The organism is Brevibacillus porteri (assembly GCF_003013475.1).
Classification (GTDB): Bacteria; Bacillota; Bacilli; order Brevibacillales; family Brevibacillaceae; genus Brevibacillus; species Brevibacillus porteri.
The window spans coordinates 17,756-35,231 of record NZ_PXZO01000044.1; the positions used below are offsets into that span (position 1 = coordinate 17,756).

A 17,476-nucleotide genomic window follows, 5' to 3' on the forward strand; every position below is an offset into this window, starting at 1 on the left:
GCCCGAACGAAGAGAGGATACAGGCGACTGGAAAACATGTGGCAGGGCTTCACCCGATCACTACGGTTAGAAGACAAACATTAATGGTTTTACGAAATGGGAACATACGTGCTATAATCAGTTAAAATTTTCCGAATCTACATAATGGTCAAACAAGGAGCGAGTCCAATGAAGATGTTGTTCAAGTATAACTGGCAGGTACGGGACGAATGGATGGAATGGTGCAAGCAGCTTCCACCAGAAGAATTGCTGCGAGAGCGCACAGGTGGGGCTGGCACGATTTTGTACACCTTGTTTCACATTGCTGACGTGGAGTATAGCTGGCTTCGGGGCGTGCAGGGAAAGCCGGATATTCAGGTATCGTACGCAGATTACAGGTCACTGGAAAAGGTAAAAGCACTGTCAAATGCCTGGCGCGTAGAATTGCGTGATGTCATCGAGAATTGGTCAGACGAGATGGAGAACGAATCAGTAAAGGTCGCCTGGGATGATGAAGTGTACACGAAGGGGGAGCTGCTTCGCCATGTCATCGCCCACGAGATTCATCACATGGGACAGTTGTCCATTTGGGCAAGAGAGCTCGGGATTGCGCCAGTTTCCGCCAATGTCATTGGGCGCGGATTAGCACGAAGCTAGCCCTGACAAAATCCGATCCAAGCTGCGTCTGTGCATAATTTTCCTCCAAACGGATCATACTCCAACTGTTTTCAATCACGGTTGGAAGTGAATGACCCGCTTGGGAGGTCGCACATGATGTCATGGAAAAATCAATTGCTGAGGAAAAAGTCAGTTGCACAAATGCTGGAGCAGGTGGATAAAAACGAAAGCTCTCTCAAAAAGTCACTAGGTGCTTTTGACCTCACGATGCTGGGCATCGGCGCGATCATGGGAACAGGGATTTTTGTGTTAACGGGAGTTGCCGCTGCCTTGCACGCTGGACCGGCACTTGTTTTGTCTTTTGTTATTGCAGCACTTGCCTGTGTGTTTGCCGCACTCTGCTATGCGGAATTTGCTTCGACTGTTCCGGTGTCGGGAAGCGCTTATACATACAGCTATGCGGCATTTGGCGAATTTGTCGCGTGGATGATCGGGTGGGACTTGATTCTCGAATATGGAGTGGCTTGTGCTGCGGTGGCAAGCGGATGGTCGGGGTATGCCCAGGGATTGCTAGCCGGGTTTAACATCCACTTGCCGAATGCGCTCACGAGTGCGTTTGATGCATCAAAAGGAACGATCATCGATCTACCTGCGGTCCTCATCATTATCATCATTACAGCTTTGTTGATGATGGGAACGAGAGAGTCAGCCAGCTTGAATACCATCATGGTGTTGATAAAAATAGCGGTAGTTGCCCTGTTCCTCGTCGTTGGAGTCATGTATGTTAAACCGGAAAACTGGAGTCCATTCATGCCGTTTGGTTTTGCGGGAGTAGCGACTGGTGCCGCAACGGTGTTTTTTGCTTTTATTGGATTTGATGCGGTGTCTAGTGCGGCCGAAGAAGTCCGCAATCCCCAGCGCGACATGCCAATCGGGATCATCTCGTCCTTACTCGTCTGCACGATTTTGTATATTGCAGTCTCACTGACATTGACAGGGATTGTTCCGTACAAATTGTTGAATGTCAAAAATCCGGTCGCGTTTGCGCTCACCTATGTCAATCAGGACTGGGTAGCAGGCTTCATTTCGTTGGGAGCCATTGTCGGGATCACGACAGTGTTGTTAGTCATGATGTATGGACAAGCCCGGATGTTTTTTGCGATGAGCCGAGATGGCTTGCTCCCTGAGCTCTTCTCGCACGTACATCCCCGCACACAGGTACCACAAAAGAGCACGCTCGTCGTGGCAGTATTAGTTGCAACCTTCGGTGGATTATTGCCCCTCTCTAGCTTGGCCCAGCTCACTAACATCGGAACGCTGTTTGCTTTTATTTTGGTCTCGATTGGACTAGTTGTACTGCGCCGCACTCACCCGCAATTACCGCGGGCTTTCCGGGTCCCGTTTGTTCCGCTTGTCCCCTTGCTTGCGGTTCTCTTTTGCGGATATCTCGTTTTCAACCTGCCTACGCTGACCAAGCTCGGTTTTCTCGGTTGGCTGTCGGTCGGAGCGATCGTCTATTTCCTTTATGGGCGCAAACACAGTCGATTGGCAAAAAAAGACGACTCCTCCCAAACATAAATAGCTGGTTAATCCGTTTAGGCATGTTTTTCGTGAGCATGTCTTTGTTTGCTATCTGACAAAGCGATCCCATCCATGGTAGAGTAAAAGCAACCAAAACGACGAGGGAGAGCAGGCTATGAAGCGAAAACGAGCAGATCGACCTGGTTGGAGACGCGTGAAGCGATTGGGCTACCAGCAAAAGTGGGTAGAAGCTTTATCTTTCTCTGGGTACACTGTCCGCCTTTCTCTGGACGAAGTAAGTGAGCCTGCCTATATGCCTGTCGGGGATAAAACACTGTGTGTGGGCGATAGAGGATATGTGTACTTGCAATATTTTCCCCATGGTCAAGCTTATGCCGTTACGAAAATGATGGATGAGTTAGGGAATACCGTGCAATGGTATATCGATATTTGCCGGGGACATGGCAAGGATGAGAACGGGCATATCTGGTATGACGATTTGTACCTCGACATCGTGGTACTGCCGACAGGAGAAGTATACCTGCTTGATCAGGATGAGCTCGATGAGGCATTGAAAAAAGGCGTTATCACGAGCGAGGATCACCAGTTTGCCTCCGAGACCGCTGATCTTTTATTACGAAATATTTTGTCGGGCAAACGGGATGACTTTGATTTTCCGAATTTTTTTGTATAAACGTATGAAAGAACGAAGGCGGTTGTCGCTTTCGTTCTTTTTTTGCTCGACGTACCGTATTTTGGAGTGGAGTCGGAGGCTCGGAGCTTGTCCTAGTCCAAAATAACCATATTTTTATTTCGTGTAAAAAACTGTATGTTACGCCTTAAAAATGAAATACGATTTTTATGTACACACAAACTATTTTGGAGGAGAAGTATGAAGAGATTAGTTCAATCCTTACTCGCAGTAACACTCATGTTCAGTTTAACGCTAAACAGCAACAGCGTATCAGCAAAATCGGAGAAAGAAGAGCTTGGTGTACCGAATCAGTTCCTTGATGATGAGCAGCTAGAGGAAAATGACGCGAAATTCAAAAGTGAATACCAACTTGATAGCACGTATATTTCCGACAACCTAATCAGTTATCCAAAACCTGGGGATGTGTTCGTATCAGTTTCTAATCCTATTATTGCGCAGACAGATGTTCCTACAAACATTCGACCTGCGCTAACATTCCTGGTGCCAATTACTTTTGACAATGATCCGTCAACAGTAGTATCGCTCTATAAGGTTGAAGGAAAATCACCAGTCAGCGGAAAATTGGAGATTAGAAATAACACACTCTATATTCGTCCTGACAAGACTTTGGAATCCAATACGAAATATGCGATCGAGATTGACAAAGGAGCAATTGTAAGCACCATTGATTCTACTAAATCGATCGATAAGTATTTATTACAGTTTGTGACCAGCAACAACGAAGCGCCTATAGTAATCGATGTAAAGCCGTATGGAGAGGAAACAAAAGTGGATGTAGATGCGGTTATTGCAATTAAGTATGATCGCAAAGTGATAAGTGGAACAAAGAAATTCCTATTAATGAATGACAATGGTGCGAAGGTTCCTGCAACTTTTACTGTCAGTAATGACACTGTAACGATCCAACCGAAAGCGCCTTTAAAAAATAATGTAGAGTACTACATAGATGTAGCCCAAGGAGCAGTAAAGGATACATCAGGGAATGAAAGCTATAAATATTTTTCCGTGTTTTCAACAGGCACTCCATCTGATTCAGGGGCCATTCCTGAGGATCCAGAACCAATTGATCTTGAATTAGGTGACATTTCAATAGAGTTTGAGTAGAAAAAATCAGTGAAGATTGGATTGAAATTTGCGACTGCTACATTAAAGGGCGACAAGTGTATAGGGTGAAATGTAAAGAAAGAAGGGGTGTCTCTCTCCCAGAGAGGGCCCTTTTTTCCTTTTTTGAAGGAGATAAATATATGATAACGTGGTCACTCGGACATTTGGTCACTCTCGCTAATCTGAAGCGTACGGGCAGCAATTCAGCTCGTGGCGAATCAAGGATTTGCCGATTATGCCGTCCCGATTACGCTTGGTCGTGATCTTTTCTGGATATGGGAGTAGAAGTAGCCATCATGATCGGAGAGGGCAATATTTTTCGTGGAAACATGGCCGATCCACGCAAGGATTCTACCGCGAAGCAGTATGTGGAGGTTTCTTTTGACGAGGTGGTCAGAAGAGATTTGCGTGTCATGGATCAGTCCGCAATGATTTTGGCCAGAGACCACCAATTGCCTCTGCACGTGTTTAACTTTGACCAACTGGGAGCCATGGCGCGGATTTGTCGAGGGGAGCAGGTAGGTACATACATTAGCACAGAGCTTGCGGTAGCCTAGGACAAGAAAATAAAGTCCTTGACTGCCGCAGACAATTACATCTCACCTGGTGTTTTCTGCCCGATGCGGGGGATATGCCGAAGCTTGATCACGGTGAGTATGGCGATAGCGATCATGAGCCCGCCACTAACGGCCACAACAGCATGCATGCTGTCGGTAAATGCTATCTGGGCGCCATGAAGAAGTGTTGAACCAATAGGTTCGCCGACTTTCCACTGTTGCTTCATGATCAGCCCCTTTCTGGGTCGCTAGCGTTTCACCGGTGACTTCACTATAAACCGTTACGTTACGTAATGGTCAAGGAGCCTTATGAAGTTTTTTCCAATTCGTCTAAAACTTTATGACCTCGGAACATTTAAAAGCTCCTTCTTCCTGCTTTTTTGTTTACAATGGATAACAGGTTGTTGAATTGGTTTGAAAGGATGTCGTACATGAGTAAAACAGTTGTACTGGCAGAAAAGCCTTCGGTTGGACGCGACATTGCGAAAGTATTGCAGTGTCACAAAAAAGGAAACGGCTTTTTTGAAGGAGATAAATATATCGTAACGTGGGCGCTTGGGCATTTGGTCACTCTCGCTGATCCTGAAGCGTACGGGCAGCAATTCAGCTCGTGGCGAATCGAGGATTTGCCGATTATGCCCTCCCCATTGCGCTTGGTCGTGATCAAGGAAAGCAACAAGCAATTCCAAGTCGTCAAACAACAATTGCGTCGCAACGATGTCGGGCAGATCGTCATTGCGACGGATGCAGGGCGTGAAGGAGAGCTCGTTGCCCGGTGGATTCTCGAGCTGGTTCACGTGAATAAACCAATCAAGCGTTTGTGGATTTCCTCGGTGACAGATAAGGCGATCCGTGAAGGCTTCCGCAATCTAAAGGACGGCAAAAACTATGAAAACTTGTTTGCCTCCGCCGCTGCTCGTGCAGAAGCAGACTGGCTCGTAGGAATCAATGCCACCCGCGCTTTGACGTGCAAGCATAACGCACAGCTCTCATGCGGTCGAGTCCAGACGCCAACACTCGCTATTGTGGCATCGCGAGAAGAGGAGATTCGTCGCTTTACACCCAAGCCATTTTACGGGCTGTCTGCGGTGGCTCAAGGTCCGATTCAGCTCCAATGGCAAGATCAGCAAACGAAGGATGTCAAAACGTTTTCCAAGGAGAAAGCGGATCAGCTCACAGCTTCGCTCAAACAAGAGAAAAGCGCAAAAGTCATCGAGATTACTCGTGCACACAAAAAGACGTATGCTCCACAGCTGTACGATTTGACGGAGCTGCAACGGGATGCCAACCGGATGTTTGGCTACTCACCAAAGCAGACGCTGTCTATCATGCAAGGGCTATATGAGCATCACAAGGCCGTGACGTATCCACGAACGGACTCTCGTTATCTCTCTGCTGATATCGTCGAGACGCTGCCGGATCGAATCAAGGCTGTCCAAATGAAGCCATATGCGCCTCTCGCTGCCAGAATCCTGCGTGCGCCGATCAAAGCGAACAAATCGTTCGTGGATGACAGCAAAGTATCAGACCATCATGCGATCATCCCGACAGAGCAAGCTGTTTTTCTCGGTGATTTGAGCGATAAGGAGCGCAAGATTTTTGACCTCATCGTGAAACGCTTCCTGGCTGTTCTGCTGCCTGCCTTCGAATACGAGCAAACGACCATCCAGACGAAAATCGGGAATGAAACGTTCCTGGCAAAAGGAAAAACCGTGCTCTCCCAAGGCTGGAGAGAGGCGTATGACCACGATGTAGAAGAAGACGATGCGAAGGATGACGTAAAGGAACAGATTCTGCCTTCTCTAGCCAAAGGAGATCGCCTGCACATCCAGTCGATATCCCAGACTAAGGGCGAAACGAAGCCGCCAGAGCCTTTCACAGAAGCGAGTCTGCTGTCTGCGATGGAAAACCCGGCGAAATACATGGCGAACGAGAGCAAGGATTTGATCAAAACGATTGGGGAAACGGGCGGACTGGGTACGGTAGCCACTCGCGCGGATGTGATCGAGAAGCTGTTCAACAGCTTTTTGCTAGAAAAGCGCGGCAAGCATCTTTTTGTCACCGCAAAAGCTAAGCAATTGCTAGAGCTCGTCCCAGATGAAATGCAGTCGCCGACCTTGACCGCCCAATGGGAGCAAAAGCTCGGTGCCATCGCCAAGGGAAGCTTGAACAAGCGAGCGTTTATCGAAGAGATGAAATCGTACGCCAAAGAAGTCGTCCAACAGATCAAGAACAGCGATCAGACTTTCCGGCACGACAACCTGACCAGAAGCAGGTGCCCGGAGTGCAATAAGTTTTTGCTGGAGGTAAACGGAAAGCGCGGCAAAATGCAGGTGTGCCAGGATCGGGAATGCGGCTATCGCAAAAGCATTGCCAAGCAGACCAATGCCAGATGTCCAAAATGCCACAAAAGATTGGAGCTGCGCGGAGAAGGGGAAGGACAAACCTTTGTCTGCGGTTGTGGGCACAAGGAGAAACTGAAGACCTTCCAGGAGCGTCGCGATAAGGAAAAGGGCAGCAAGGTTTCGAAGAAAGAAGTAACCAAGTATTTGAAGGGGCAAGACAAGGAACAGGACGAAGGAATCAACTCAGCGTTGAAAGACGCCCTGTCCAAATTAAAGTTCGATTAAAAAGGCATGAAACAAAAGCATGAAACAAAAGGCGGCCGACTATTCCTGTCAGCCGCCTCATTATATTTACTTTTTCTCCAGCACAGCAAAGTAATTTTCTTCATCGTCTGCGAAGTTAAAGACGCGGCCCGAAGGCATCGTAACAATGTCTCCAACCTTCACACTTTTATTCATGAGGTCGTTACGCAATTCCTCGATATTTTCCGAAAAGAGCAGAAGCGAAGGAGTGCCAAGATTCATTCCGGGCGACATTTTCGCAACCCATTCTTTATTGTGCAGAACGATGCTTGTTTCAGCGCCTTGTGCGGGAGCAATTTCAATCCATCTCATTTCACCGTTCTTCTCTTCTGAAACAACACGAAACCCTAGTTTTTCTGTCCAAAAGCTCACTGCTTGATCCTGGTTATTGACATACAGCATGATTTGACCGACTTTGCTAATCATCATAGCCATTTTCCACTCCCTACATGGTAGTTAAAAACCCGACGCTCCTAATCCTTTCCATCCCGACGGTATCTGATACACGATGCCAACGGACTTGTCTTCATCATAGCATGAATAATCAGACAGGGTTTCTTTTCGATTGCGCATTCTAGAAAAAGGAATTGCATTTCGTAAAAGAGGAGCATATACTCACAATTAAAAGTGAGTAATCACTCGCTAATTAAAAAGATCATCTAGAGCTTGTTTCTGTGGCTTGTTTTTTCCTCATAAAAAGAAAGTGATTACTCACTCTATTACGTAGGTAGGGGGAAGCGTTTATGAAACCAGTTGTTCGCTCTATATGTATCGGGGGACTGTTACTGGCATTGTCGGGCTGCAATTGGACATCCGAAAATCATCCGTCTCTGTCCGGCACAATTGAGGCCATCGAGCTGCCGATCGTAGCGGAAGTAGGCGGATTGGTGACAAACGTTACGGCAGAAGAGGGAAGTGCAGTAAAGAAAGGACAAGTGCTAGCCCAAATCGATAAACGAAGCTACCAAATTACTGTGGCAGAAGCACAGGCAGCATTGGACCAAGCGACAGCTAGACTAGAAGAGGCGAGGGCTGGTTCACGCGACACGACGATCCAAAGAAGCTTGGCCAACGTCCAGCAAGCAAATGCGAATATCCAACTGGCACAAGCGAGAAAAAATCAGGCGGAAGCAGGAAAAGCACGAGCGACTGAGCAGATGACGCAGGCAGAATCGCAATGGCAGGGGGCGCAGCAGACCCTTTTGTATCAACAAAAAAGACTCGAGGAAGCAACAGCGCTCTTCGAAAAAGGAGCAATCTCTGCCAAAGACCTCGACACGCAAAAAGAAGCAGTGAACCAGGCAAAAACGCAGGCAGATCAATGGACGGCACAAGTAGCTCAGACACAGGCACAGTACCGTTCTGCACAAGAAGACATCGCTGCTGCTGCGGCCCAAATCGGTACAGCACAAGCCGCGCAAGCCGGAGCGCAGGCGGATCTCGATCAGGTGAAGGAAGGAAGTACCGATTACGCAATTCGGGCACTGCTCGCCACCCAGCAGCAGGCAAAAGCGAAACTGGATCAAGCCTTATTGCAGTTGGAAAAGTCCAAGATTACTGCAACAGACGATGGTACTCTCTTGCGCTCCTCTATCGAACAGGGGGAAGTAGCCAAAACAGGCGCTACCTTGTTTACGATGATGAAGCCAGATCTGCTCGAGCTCGTCGTGTACATCCCGGAAGCACAATTGAATCGGGTGAAAAAAGGGCAAGAGGTTGTCATCAAGGTGGATGCCTATCCTGAGGAGACCTTTACGGGAACGATCAGTCGCATCTCAGAAAAAGCAGAGTTCACGCCGAAAAATGTACAGACGCCAGATGAACGCACCAAGCTTGTGTTCGCTGTTACGATACACATCACAGAAGGACTCGACAAAATCAAACCTGGCATGCCTGCCGATGTGCTGCTGGCAGACGAGGAGGGAGGCCAATGAACGCCGCTATCCAATGCGAGCAATTGACGAAGCGTTTCGGAGAGCGAGTAGCGGTGAACAGCTTGACGCTGACGGTTCCGAGAGGTTCGATTTACGGTTTTTTGGGTCCGAATGGCTCAGGGAAATCGACCACAATCCGGATGCTTTGCGGTTTGTTGACCCCGACGACGGGAAAGGGGACGGTACTTGGGTTCGACGTCATGACACAGAGCGAGGAAATCAAGCAACGGATCGGGTATATGTCACAAAAGTTCAGCCTGTATGAAGATTTGACAGTAGAAGAGAATCTCGATTTTTATGCCGGAGTTTATCAATTAAACAGCGCAGAACGTAAGCAGCGGAAAACGGAACTGATTGAGATGGCAGGCTTGACCGGCAGGGAAAAGCAGCTTGCGGGTTCGCTTTCAGGGGGATGGAAGCAACGCCTCGCGCTCTCCTGCGCTCTTTTGCACAAGCCGGAGCTGTTGATTTTGGACGAACCGACAGCAGGAGTCGATCCTGTTTCCCGCCGGATTTTTTGGGACGTCATTCATGAGCTGGCGAGACAGGGGATCACGGTGCTGGTGACCACACACTACATGGATGAGGCGCAGACATGCGATTGGATTGGCTTTATCTTTTTTGGCAATCTGCTGGCGGAAGGCACTCCCCAAGAATTGATTGATCGCTTGGGAGTAGGCAATCTGGAGGATGTCTTCATTGATTTGGTTAGGCAGGAGGAAGCCAGACAGGCGGCGGAGGAGGGAGTCCGATGAGGCATTTTGTCTGGGAGCGTTACTGGTCTGTCGTGAAGAAGGAAGTCATCCAAATCAAGCGAGATCGTCCCAGTCTGGCGATTGCACTGGTCATGCCGCTGATGCTGTTGTTTTTGTTCGGATATGCGGTCAACACAGACGTCAATGACATCCATATGGCAGTCTGGAATCAAAGCCCTTCTGCTGCCAGCCGAGAGCTGGTGGATCAGTTCGTCAATACACGTGTATTCGAGGTGGCAGCCCATGTAAGTGGCTACGAGGAGATCGAAGCCATGTTAGACGATGGCTCCGTAAATGTAGCGCTCATTATCGGGCCAGACTACACCCGCAAGCGTGATCGCAACGAGCCGGTAGATGTGCAGATGCTTATTAATGGTTCCGATCCGAATATCGCCCGGACTGCCACTTCTCAAGCTCAGTTGATCGTTCAACATCAAGCGATCACGTTGCAGGAAATAAAGCTGCAAAAACAAGGCTTGGGGGAGCTGGAACAACCACTCGGCTTGGATACACGCGTGCTGTTTAACCCCAATATGGAGAGTATTGTCTTCAATATTCCCGGCCTGATCGGCTTGATTATGCAAAACGTCACGATGATTCTGACGGCATTTTCCCTCGTACGAGAGAAGGAGCGGGGAACGATGGAGCAGTTAATCGTGACTCCGATACGCCCATTGGAGCTGATGCTCGGCAAAATTACCCCTTATGTAGGTGTAGGTCTCTTTTCGTTTTGTCTGGTGCTATTGGTTGGAACGTATTGGTTCGGGGTTCCGGTCAAAGGCAGCATTTCGCTTCTGGTGACGTTGTCTGTCTTGTTTTTGGTGACGACGCTTCTCTTGGGCATTTTCATTTCTACGGTGGCAAAGACTCAGCTTCAAGCGATGCAAATGGCATTCGCCTTTATCCTGCCCAGCGTGCTTCTCTCCGGCTTTATGTTCCCGCGCGATTCAATGCCGCTCGTGATACAATGGTTAGGCGGGCTCGTCCCGTTGACCTATTTTCTGGAAATCTTGCGGGGGATTTTCTTAAAGGGCGTGGACATCGATGCGCTCTGGAAGGATGTCGTCGGAATGAGCAGCTTTTGTCTCTTGATCCTGACCGTCGCGATCCTGCGATTCCGCAAGAAGATCGAATAAGAGGAGCGTAATGGGTGATGAACAAGCCGCCAACATTTGTAGAAGGCCTGTTGCAATATGTAGAAGAGTTGAAAGACGAGAGTGAGATGACGGAGAAGCAGCGCAATATTTTGCGTGCATCAGTGAAGCTGTTCGCCGAAAAAGGCTTTCATGCCAGCTCAACCTCTGAAATTGCCAAAGAAGCAGGAGTGGCAGAGGGAACGATTTTTCGCCACTACAAATCGAAAAAGGATATTTTACTTGCCGTCGTAGCACCTGTGTTGGTCAAATTCGCGGCACCGTTTATTTTGAAGGATGTCCGTGAGATCTTCAAAGAGCAGAATAAAAAAACATTCTCCCAAATCGTGACAGAGCTATATCGAAACCGGATCGACTTGGTGCTGGCGAATGAAAAGCATATTCGCATTTTGCTGCAAGAAGCCTTTTTCCACGACGAAATCAGAGAAGCACTGATCGCTACAGTTTTTACAGGTGTGAAGGAGATGGCAAATAAGCTGATCGAGGCAAAGGTAGAGGTGGGCGAATTGCGTCCGCTCCCGACACAGGCTGTCTTTCGGGCGATCCTGTCCTCGATGATCGGCCTCGTTTTGTTCCGGCAAGTTTTGGATACCGATGAATTTACACAGTTCAGCGACGACGAGCAAATCGCCCTGACCGTAGATATTTTGCTAAACGGGATTGGAAATCACTCTATCTAAAAATTTTTATCGATAAGTGAACGTTTTTCTCTCGATTTGGGTATAGAAATCTCTTCTGGGAATGGTATAATTGCAAACAACTTTTTGCTGTTTTTTATGATGGAGGAGAGTAAACCATGCAATTGTTATCAGAGAGAGAATGGCTCGCGTATCGAGAGAAAAACAAAGATCGTGCGCGCATGCTGATTTCTTGCCCGGACCGCGCGGGTATCGTCGCGGCGGTGTCGAACTTCTTGTTCCAACAAGGAGCAAACATCGTTCAATCTGACCAGTACACGACCGATCCGGAAACAGGCCGGTTTTTCATGCGCATTGAATTCGATCTCATTAATCTGGACGAGCGCTGTGAAGAGATCAAGAAAGCATTCATCCCTGTAGCCGAGAGCTTTGGCATGGAATGGTCCTTGGTCGAAGCGAACAAGCGCAAGAAGGTCGCGTTGTTTGTTTCCAAAGAAGATCACTGTCTTTTGGAGCTCTTGTGGCGCTGGAAGTCCGGGGAGCTGTTCGCGGATATCGCGGTTGTCGTCAGCAATCATCCTGACATGCAGGAGACTGTCGAGTCCTTCGGTATTCCGTATCGTTGTATCCCCGTTACGAAGGATAACAAGCCGCAGGCAGAAGAAGCGCAGCTGGCAGCAGCAGAGGGCGTTGATCTGATCGTTCTGGCTCGCTACATGCAGATTTTGTCTCCGCGCTTTTTGGATGACTACGCGATGCGGATTATCAATATCCACCATTCCTTCCTCCCAGCCTTTGTCGGAGCGAAGCCTTACGAGCAGGCGTATCGCCGTGGCGTGAAGCTGATCGGGGCGACTGCTCATTACGTCACAGAAGAGCTGGACGCAGGGCCGATTATCGAGCAAGACGTTCAACGTGTATCGCATCAGGAGGACGTCGAGGCACTGAAGCAGCTGGGACGCCAGGTAGAGCGTACAGTGTTGGCGCGTGCAGTTCGTTGGCATCTGGAGGATCGGGTGCTGGTGTACGGCAACAAAACGATTGTGTTCCCATAAGCATTGCGGATAAGAAGAGGCTATTCCTTGGAGGAAAAGCCTCTTTTTTGCATGTTTTCTGGAAGAAGGCTGCACTCACGAAGATCTCTCACGCTTTAGCAAATCCAAAAACTGAGCCACAACAGGCCGCTGATCTGTCTCACCGTCACGCGTGCAGACATACAGGGGACGCTTGATCTCTACGCCTGGCACGGTTACTCGACCGACCTCACCACGCTCTACCATTTCCCTAACGGCCAGAGCAGGAGCCAGCATCGTCCCATATCCCGCCCGGACGGAGTGGATAGATTCGACCAGACCGTGATACTGCATACCGACCTGTGGACGTTTCACACCGTGCTCGCGACAGAGAGCAAAAAGCCAATCGCGGGTAGAACTACCTTGTTCCCGCAACAAAAACGGCTCCTCCACGAGCTGCTCCATACTGATCTTTTTTCCTGCAAGCGGATGGTGAGCAGGCAATATAAACCAATAAGGCACATCCATCAGATGATGCCGATTGATAGGGAGCTCATCCCACGATTCCTTGATAATAACGGCCACGTCGACCTCACAGCTAAGAAGCAGTTCAATGGATTGCATGGAATTGCGCGTGCGAATTTCCACATCCACTCCTTCAAAATCGCGCTTGTACTGAGCCAGCCACTGTGGCACGAGATAATGCGAGGGGAGAAAGGTAGAAGCAATGCGGAGCTTTCCTTTCTTTCCTTGCTTCATCTCTGTCAGCTGTGTTTCGATTTCGCGTTCCCAGTCGTAAATACGACGTGCTTTTTCAAAAAGAAAACGCCCCTCATAGGTGAGAGAAATGCCGCGACCATCCGGGACGAGCAAGGTCATGCCCCATTCATTTTCGAGCTTGCGGATTTGGGCACTGACGGCAGGCTGGCTGATCGAGAGTGCGATTGCTGCCTCGGTGACACTACCTCGTGACGCTACTTCTACAAAAATGCGGAGTGCATGTAAATTCATTCTGTACCTCGATTCATAACTTTTGTTTATGAGTTGTAGATAAAGATGTATTAGAAATGATGAGTGATTGCGCGTAAGGTATAGCTCAGAAAGACAGAAAACGAGTAGAGAGAAGGATCAGGAGATGAGAGAGGTCAGTGGAAAGACACAAGTCGTGGCAGTCGCACTGGTGACAGCATTATGTATGATAGGAGATTCGATGCTGTATGTGGTGCTTCCTCTTTTCTGGAAGGAGGCGGGGTTAACTTCGTTGTGGGAAGTAGGGGTATTGCTGGCGGTAAACCGCTTCATCCGTGTACCACTCGGGCCCCTTGTTGGAAAATGGTATGAGCGCTCAGGAGGACGTACGGGTTTGATTTTGGCAGTGGGGCTGGCTTTTCTAACGACGCTTTCGTACAGCTTGGAAGGCTTTTGGCTGTGGCTTGTGATGCGATGCTTGTGGGGAGTGGCTTGGACATTTTTAAGGCTAGGTGCGTATTCCTTGATCGTGACTGTTTCCGAAGGGCATAATCGCGGGCAGCTCATGGGCTTGTACAACGGACTGTATCGATTAGGGAGCCTCGGGGGTATGTTGGTCGGAGCAATTCTGGCTTCTTGGTACGGGCTGTCTGTTGCTTCCATCGCTCTCGCGGTGCCTTCCTTGTTTGCGGCGATTCTCGTTTTTCGCTATATAAGGCCTTCCTTTAGCAGTCAGGATCAGACAGGCGTGAATCGGATGGTAACAGGAAAACGTATGTGGAATCAGGGAGCGGTGCTGATGACGATGATTACGGCACTACTCGTCACGATGGTGTACCAAGGGATATTTACCTCCACGTTAAGTAGAGTGGTCGAAGTGCGCGATCCATTTATTGTGGCCGGCGGAGTCGTGTTAGGGGCAGCAGTCATTGCGAGTCTGGTACAAGGCATACGCTGGGGATGGGAACCATGGGCTGCCCCGTTAGTTGGTACATTGTCTGACAAGCATGGCAGGACGAAAATGTTCATCGTGACTTTGCTTGTCGCTTCGTTTCTGTTTGCTGCGTTGCAGGGAACGACACGCCTGCAAGGAACGAACGCACTCTTGATATGGTTTGCCATTTTATTCGGCATTCAGTTGACCGCGACGATTATCACGACTGTGCTGGATACAATCGCGGCGGATGTAGCAGCGAGACAGGCCAACAGCCATGCATGGATGACACAATATTCAGTCGTGAGCGATCTGGGCGCGGCGTTGGGGCCGCTCCTTGCCTTTTGGCTGGATGAACATGTAGGACTGAGTGTGATGTACATCGGAATTGCTATTGTGCTGTTTATGCTTGCACTCGCCTGGTTGGGACGACCGAAGCTGATCAAGATGGAAAACGTCTCTTGATCGTGGCCATGACGTGGGCAATCGCAGCCTCTTTATCAGGACCATGCAGCAGCATATGATTGGAATTCTCGTACCAAGAAATGTGCGGGGAAGCTGCTTCATCCACACTGGTCGCGAGTATTTGTGCACTCACGGCGTGGACAGTATCATCCCGCCTTGCTTGCAGTAGGACGTATGGCGTCGTAATTTTGGACAAAAGCGGCTTCGTTTCTGCCAACAGCCTGCGAAATTGCAGCATGCTGCTAAAAGGGATTCTGCCGATGCCATGTATGTAGCGTTTGGAGTGGGTAGAGAAATCCTCACGCAAATAGTGCATCGCCTCTTTGACATCCCAATATTTATAAGGAGTGTTGAGGGTAAACAGCAGGGCGACGGGGTATTTCGTCGTCAAGTGAAAGGCGAGCAGTCCCCCCATGGAAAATCCGATGACCACGATGGTGTCAGCGCGCATGGCCAGTCGCTTGTAGCCTTCTTCTGCCGAGCGGAGCCAGTCGTGGCGGGTGCTTTTGGCCATGTGACGACGAGTAGTCCCATGACCCTCCAAGGTAGGGCATTCCACGTGATAGCCAGCCTCGCGGAGCTTTTTGGCGAGTGGGAGTATGTCGTTGATGTCTCCGGCAAATCCATGGATGAGTAAGCAACCGACTGTTCCTGACATGGAATCTCTTCCTCTCAGATACTGGGAAATTTGATGGATCATCCATATTATATACGAAAAGGTGAGAAGGAGGCGACCGCGCAAGTGTGTGCACACAAGCAAAAAAAGGAAAGAAAAAGCGACTTCACGCGGCTGCGATGAAGTCGGCTATTTTACTAACGGGGTTCTGTACCTGAAAAATAGGTTACAGCCCAATGGTTTTCAGTTCTGGAGAGATAAGTAGAGTAGGCTGCGTGCAGGCTTGGATATCTTCGGCTGTATAGCCTTCTGCTACTTCGACGAGGACAAGTCCGTCTGGTGTTACGTCCATGACAGCTCTGTCCGTAATGATACGGTTGACAACCTTCTTGCCAGTAAGCGGCAGGGCACATTCATTCAAGATTTTAGTCTCACCATGCTTGTTGACATGATCCATGATGACGACGATTTTTTTCGCGCCGTGGACGAGATCCATGGCACCGCCCATGCCCTTGACCATTTTGCCAGGAATCATCCAGTTAGCGAGATCGCCCGCAGCAGAAACCTCCATCGCCCCCAAAATAGCGAGGTCGATATGGCCGCCGCGAATCATCGCAAACGATTCAGCACTGGAGAAGTAGGCCGCACCTGGAATAGCCGTAACGGTTTCTTTTCCGGCGTTGATTAGATCAGGATCGAGGTTTTCCTCTGTCGGGTAAGGGCCAATTCCGAGCAAGCCGTTTTCCGATTGCAGAACGACCGTTTTTCCTTCCGGGATGTAGTTGGCGACGAGCGTGGGCATTCCAATCCCCAAGTTGACGTAAAAGCCATCTTCTATTTCCCCAGCGGCACGAGTGGCGATTTGCTCACGTGTAAGCGACATCTGTGTTTTCCTCCCTTGAATGTAATCCGGTTCTCTCTTTTGCTGTTTACGAGCGGACAGTGCGTCGTTCGATGCGTTTTTCGAACGAGGGTGCCTGTATCACACGTTGCACATAGACACTTGGTGTGTGAATATGCTCAGGGTCCAGTTCACCTGTCTCTACGATTTCTTCCACTTCGACGATGGTGATTTTTCCGGCTGCTGCCATCATCGGATTGAAGTTTTGGGCTGTTTTGCGGAAGACGAGATTACCCATTTTGTCAGCTTTCCACGCTTTAATGAGTGCGAAATCACCCGTGATGCCATATTCAAGCATGTACTCTTTTCCTGCAAAATCGCGCGTTTCCCGTCCTTCAGCGATAGGTGTGCCGACTCCAGCTGGGGTATAGAATGCTGGAATGCCAGCTCCGCCTGCACGAATTCTCTCCGCCAGCGTCCCTTGTGGTGTCAACTCAACTTCGAGCTCACCGGACAGAAATTGACGTTCGAATTCCTTATTTTCTCCCACATAAGAGGAGACCATTTTTTTGATTTGCTTTTCGCGTAAAAGGAGACCGAGTCCCCAATCGTCTACCCCACAATTATTTGAGACGACTGTCAAGTTTTTCACTGCTTTGTCTCGCAGGGCGATAATCAGATTCTCCGGAATTCCTACCAGTCCGAAGCCGCCCACTAATAAAGTGGCACCATCGTGAATATCAGCCACGATGTCCGTGTACGAAGTGTAAATTTTGGCCATGACGATCACTCCCACCATGAAAAAATAAAGGATTTGTGTAAGCGTTAACAATAGGAGCAATGCAGTTGCCCCGTTTTCCTGCCCTTCTATCATACAAGATACGAGTTACAAACAAGTGACGAGACATTTGGATTATAAAAAATAATGTAAAATGACAGAAAAGTAGTACAACTATACCATTTTTTTCTGTAAAATATATTTTGTCAATATTCGTCGTTTCTTTGTCAGTATAGG

The 17,476-nt window shown here is 48.9% G+C and carries 19 protein-coding genes; 13 read left to right on the top strand and 6 right to left on the bottom strand.

Translation table 11 applies throughout. The features are described from left to right. The first annotated feature begins 168 nt into the window (after positions 1–168). The 6 genes from C7R92_RS21895 (at position 169) to C7R92_RS21915 (ending at position 4,494) form a co-directional block, all read left to right on the top strand. The gene (locus C7R92_RS21895) at positions 169–636 is read left to right on the top strand and encodes a DinB family protein (RefSeq protein WP_106835633.1); all 468 of its coding nucleotides are present in this window, start codon (positions 169–171) and stop codon (positions 634–636) included. A 117-nt stretch (positions 637–753) separates the two neighbouring features. Then, a complete protein-coding gene (gene bcaP / locus C7R92_RS21900; RefSeq protein ID WP_106835634.1) occupies positions 754–2,175 on the top strand; it encodes a branched-chain amino acid transporter BcaP in 1,422 nt (473 codons plus the stop codon). A gap of 118 nt (positions 2,176–2,293) precedes the next feature. Further along, positions 2,294–2,812 (top strand): ribonuclease FAU-1 family protein, encoded by a 519-nt coding sequence (locus C7R92_RS21905; RefSeq protein ID WP_106835635.1) that lies wholly within the window; start codon positions 2,294–2,296, stop codon positions 2,810–2,812. 198 nt (positions 2,813–3,010) lie between these two features. Next, a complete protein-coding gene (locus C7R92_RS21910) occupies positions 3,011–3,937 on the top strand; it encodes an Ig-like domain-containing domain (RefSeq protein WP_106835636.1) in 927 nt (308 codons plus the stop codon). Positions 3,938–4,077: 140 nt separating this feature from the next. After that, positions 4,078–4,200 carry a hypothetical protein gene (locus C7R92_RS32945; protein ID WP_412678985.1) on the top strand — a complete coding sequence of 41 codons (123 nt, stop codon included), beginning with the start codon at positions 4,078–4,080 and terminating at the stop codon, positions 4,198–4,200. Between the two features lie 33 nt (positions 4,201–4,233). After that, entirely contained in the window at positions 4,234–4,494 is a 261-nt protein-coding gene (locus C7R92_RS21915) for an amino acid kinase family protein (protein ID WP_106835637.1), read from the top strand. Between the two features lie 35 nt (positions 4,495–4,529). On the opposite strand, the gene C7R92_RS21920 is transcribed toward C7R92_RS21915, so the two are convergent. Beyond that, a complete protein-coding gene (locus C7R92_RS21920) occupies positions 4,530–4,721 on the bottom strand; it encodes a hypothetical protein (RefSeq protein WP_244195795.1) in 192 nt (63 codons plus the stop codon). Positions 4,722–4,925: 204 nt separating this feature from the next. On the opposite strand from C7R92_RS21920, the gene C7R92_RS21925 reads away from it, so the two are divergent. After that, entirely contained in the window at positions 4,926–7,124 is a 2,199-nt protein-coding gene (locus tag C7R92_RS21925) for a DNA topoisomerase III (RefSeq protein ID WP_106835638.1), read from the top strand. A gap of 66 nt (positions 7,125–7,190) precedes the next feature. On the opposite strand, the gene C7R92_RS21930 is transcribed toward C7R92_RS21925, so the two are convergent. Then, on the bottom strand, positions 7,191–7,568 hold the full coding sequence (locus C7R92_RS21930) for a VOC family protein (protein ID WP_208636224.1): 378 nt from the start codon (positions 7,566–7,568) through the stop codon (positions 7,191–7,193). 317 nt (positions 7,569–7,885) lie between these two features. Between C7R92_RS21930 and C7R92_RS21935 the strand changes: the two genes are divergently transcribed. The 5 genes from C7R92_RS21935 (at position 7,886) to purU (ending at position 12,678) form a co-directional block, all read left to right on the top strand. After that, entirely contained in the window at positions 7,886–9,076 is a 1,191-nt protein-coding gene (locus tag C7R92_RS21935) for an HlyD family secretion protein (protein WP_106835639.1), read from the top strand. Next, complete coding sequence (locus C7R92_RS21940) at positions 9,073–9,831, top strand: ABC transporter ATP-binding protein (RefSeq protein WP_106835640.1); 759 nt, start codon at positions 9,073–9,075, stop codon at positions 9,829–9,831. The genes C7R92_RS21935 and C7R92_RS21940 overlap by 4 nt, the downstream gene beginning before the upstream one ends. Further along, on the top strand, positions 9,828–10,967 hold the full coding sequence (locus C7R92_RS21945; protein ID WP_106835641.1) for an ABC transporter permease: 1,140 nt from the start codon (positions 9,828–9,830) through the stop codon (positions 10,965–10,967). The genes C7R92_RS21940 and C7R92_RS21945 overlap by 4 nt, the downstream gene beginning before the upstream one ends. A gap of 17 nt (positions 10,968–10,984) precedes the next feature. Further along, a complete protein-coding gene (locus tag C7R92_RS21950) occupies positions 10,985–11,665 on the top strand; it encodes a TetR/AcrR family transcriptional regulator (protein WP_007728114.1) in 681 nt (226 codons plus the stop codon). Between the two features lie 116 nt (positions 11,666–11,781). Next, on the top strand, positions 11,782–12,678 hold the full coding sequence (gene purU, locus C7R92_RS21955) for a formyltetrahydrofolate deformylase (protein ID WP_106835642.1): 897 nt from the start codon (positions 11,782–11,784) through the stop codon (positions 12,676–12,678). Positions 12,679–12,753: 75 nt separating this feature from the next. On the opposite strand, the gene C7R92_RS21960 is transcribed toward purU, so the two are convergent. Continuing rightward, entirely contained in the window at positions 12,754–13,647 is an 894-nt protein-coding gene (locus tag C7R92_RS21960) for a LysR family transcriptional regulator (protein ID WP_106835643.1), read from the bottom strand. A 124-nt stretch (positions 13,648–13,771) separates the two neighbouring features. Between C7R92_RS21960 and C7R92_RS21965 the strand changes: the two genes are divergently transcribed. After that, a complete protein-coding gene (locus tag C7R92_RS21965) occupies positions 13,772–15,004 on the top strand; it encodes an MFS transporter (protein ID WP_106835644.1) in 1,233 nt (410 codons plus the stop codon). On the opposite strand, the gene C7R92_RS21970 is transcribed toward C7R92_RS21965, so the two are convergent. The 3 genes from C7R92_RS21970 to C7R92_RS21980 all read right to left on the bottom strand — a co-directional run bounded on the left by C7R92_RS21970 (position 14,982) and on the right by C7R92_RS21980 (position 17,242). After that, positions 14,982–15,746, bottom strand: a complete 765-nt coding sequence (locus tag C7R92_RS21970) for an alpha/beta hydrolase (protein ID WP_106835645.1) — start codon at positions 15,744–15,746, stop codon at positions 14,982–14,984. The genes C7R92_RS21965 and C7R92_RS21970 overlap by 23 nt on opposite strands. Before the next feature lie 100 nt (positions 15,747–15,846). Then, positions 15,847–16,503 carry a CoA transferase subunit B gene (locus C7R92_RS21975; protein WP_048034676.1) on the bottom strand — a complete coding sequence of 219 codons (657 nt, stop codon included), beginning with the start codon at positions 16,501–16,503 and terminating at the stop codon, positions 15,847–15,849. A gap of 46 nt (positions 16,504–16,549) precedes the next feature. Next, entirely contained in the window at positions 16,550–17,242 is a 693-nt protein-coding gene (locus tag C7R92_RS21980; protein ID WP_106835646.1) for a CoA transferase subunit A, read from the bottom strand. Between the last annotated feature and the right edge of the window lie 234 nt (positions 17,243–17,476).

Bases quoted from the DNA above. Each gene is read 5' to 3' on its own strand.
- C7R92_RS21950 (WP_007728114.1), top strand. From the start codon at position 10,985: ATGAACAAGCCGCCAACATTTGTAGAAGGCCTGTTGCAATATGTAGAA.
- C7R92_RS21935 (WP_106835639.1), top strand. From the start codon at position 7,886: ATGAAACCAGTTGTTCGCTCTATATGTATCGGGGGACTGTTACTGGCA.
- C7R92_RS21975 (WP_048034676.1), bottom strand. From the start codon at position 16,503: ATGTCGCTTACACGTGAGCAAATCGCCACTCGTGCCGCTGGGGAAATA.
- C7R92_RS21930 (WP_208636224.1), bottom strand. From the start codon at position 7,568: ATGATTAGCAAAGTCGGTCAAATCATGCTGTATGTCAATAACCAGGAT.
- C7R92_RS21965 (WP_106835644.1), top strand. From the start codon at position 13,772: ATGAGAGAGGTCAGTGGAAAGACACAAGTCGTGGCAGTCGCACTGGTG.
- bcaP (WP_106835634.1), top strand. From the start codon at position 754: ATGTCATGGAAAAATCAATTGCTGAGGAAAAAGTCAGTTGCACAAATG.
- C7R92_RS21960 (WP_106835643.1), bottom strand. From the start codon at position 13,647: ATGAATTTACATGCACTCCGCATTTTTGTAGAAGTAGCGTCACGAGGT.
- purU (WP_106835642.1), top strand. From the start codon at position 11,782: ATGCAATTGTTATCAGAGAGAGAATGGCTCGCGTATCGAGAGAAAAAC.
- C7R92_RS21925 (WP_106835638.1), top strand. From the start codon at position 4,926: ATGAGTAAAACAGTTGTACTGGCAGAAAAGCCTTCGGTTGGACGCGAC.
- C7R92_RS21920 (WP_244195795.1), bottom strand. From the start codon at position 4,721: ATGAAGCAACAGTGGAAAGTCGGCGAACCTATTGGTTCAACACTTCTT.
- C7R92_RS21945 (WP_106835641.1), top strand. From the start codon at position 9,828: ATGAGGCATTTTGTCTGGGAGCGTTACTGGTCTGTCGTGAAGAAGGAA.
- C7R92_RS32945 (WP_412678985.1), top strand. From the start codon at position 4,078: ATGATAACGTGGTCACTCGGACATTTGGTCACTCTCGCTAATCTGAAG.
- C7R92_RS21905 (WP_106835635.1), top strand. From the start codon at position 2,294: ATGAAGCGAAAACGAGCAGATCGACCTGGTTGGAGACGCGTGAAGCGA.
- C7R92_RS21980 (WP_106835646.1), bottom strand. From the start codon at position 17,242: ATGGCCAAAATTTACACTTCGTACACGGACATCGTGGCTGATATTCAC.
- C7R92_RS21895 (WP_106835633.1), top strand. From the start codon at position 169: ATGAAGATGTTGTTCAAGTATAACTGGCAGGTACGGGACGAATGGATG.
- C7R92_RS21910 (WP_106835636.1), top strand. From the start codon at position 3,011: ATGAAGAGATTAGTTCAATCCTTACTCGCAGTAACACTCATGTTCAGT.
- C7R92_RS21915 (WP_106835637.1), top strand. From the start codon at position 4,234: ATGATCGGAGAGGGCAATATTTTTCGTGGAAACATGGCCGATCCACGC.
- C7R92_RS21940 (WP_106835640.1), top strand. From the start codon at position 9,073: ATGAACGCCGCTATCCAATGCGAGCAATTGACGAAGCGTTTCGGAGAG.